The sequence below is a fragment of the Thalassotalea sp. G20_0 genome (assembly GCF_017744175.1).
Taxonomy (GTDB): Bacteria; Pseudomonadota; Gammaproteobacteria; order Pseudomonadales; family Endozoicomonadaceae; genus Endozoicomonas.
This window is the reverse complement of the sequence record NZ_JAGHQV010000529.1, coordinates 1-526: the sequence shown is the minus strand read 5'-3', so window position 1 is coordinate 526 and position 526 is coordinate 1. Positions and strand designations below refer to the sequence as shown.

The following is a 526-nucleotide window of genomic DNA, read 5'->3' as shown; positions in this document are numbered from 1 at the left end:
GGATAATCCGCTCAAAGTGATTTATCACGTTGAACAGGATCTGATCAGTATTCTGTTTATTCCTCATCAGCGTCAGCGGTGGCCCAGGGAATAGTCATCGGGCGCAAAATTGCGCCCGTGGTGGTTGGTTTCAGTGGCGGTTTTGGTTATGATGGTCGTGCATTGACTGTAATGGCTTTGCTATAAAGTCATTGGAAAATGGGGTTTGGTTAGGGCCATCCTCATTTTTTTTGCTTCTTGTTTTTGTGTTTCTTCTTTTTTACCCATTCATCACCTCATCAAAGATCCAGCAACGCCTTGTTCTGCCGTTCATATTGGCTTGCTTGCTGCGTAAGGGCTTGTTCTCGATGTATCGTTTACCGATGCTGTTAGGGAATAGCCGTTTCAGCTCATTAATATCCAGCCGTTGCAGTTTGTGTTCTCCACACAGTTCATCAAAGTCCGTCAGGTTGATGGCAATACGGCCAGAGCCGGGCAGGTGGTTTAATACCTCCACGTTGTAGGTGTTGCCCTGTTCGTTCACGGT

1 protein-coding gene is annotated in these 526 nt (G+C 46.6%); it reads right to left on the bottom strand.

Annotation, left to right across the window (positions count from 1 at the left end):
- Positions 1-259 precede the first annotated feature (259 nt).
- Positions 260-526: hypothetical protein (locus J7438_RS27400; protein ID WP_209279163.1), on the bottom strand; the 267-nt coding region annotated here is incomplete at its 5' end.